Source organism: Desertibacillus haloalkaliphilus, from assembly GCF_019039105.1.
Lineage (GTDB): Bacteria > Bacillota > Bacilli > Bacillales > KJ1-10-99 > Desertibacillus > Desertibacillus haloalkaliphilus.
In genome coordinates this window covers 1-232 of the sequence record NZ_JAHPIV010000681.1, presented here as the reverse complement: position 1 = coordinate 232, position 232 = coordinate 1, and the positions used below count along the sequence as shown (strand labels likewise).

At 47.8% G+C, this 232-nt stretch carries 1 protein-coding gene; it reads left to right on the top strand.

Going from position 1 to position 232, the window contains the following annotated elements:
• A partial coding sequence (locus KH400_RS30540) for a hypothetical protein (RefSeq protein WP_217228815.1) occupies window positions 1-232 on the top strand: 232 nt, incomplete at both ends.

Below are 232 nucleotides of genomic sequence, written 5' to 3'. Positions count from 1 at the left end.
AGGAGGAAGGAAAGGGAAAGAGAAGGGAAGAAAAGGGGGGGAAGGAAGAGAAAGGAGGAAGGAAAGGAAAAAAGAGGGGAAAAAGAGGGGGGGAAGGAAGAGAAAGGAGGAAGGAAAGGAAAAAAGAGGGGAAAAAGAGGGGGGGAAGGAAAAAAAGGAGGAAGGAAAGGGAAAGAGAAGGGAAGAAAAGGGGGGGAAGGAAGAGAAAGGAGGAAGGAAAGGAAAAAAGAGG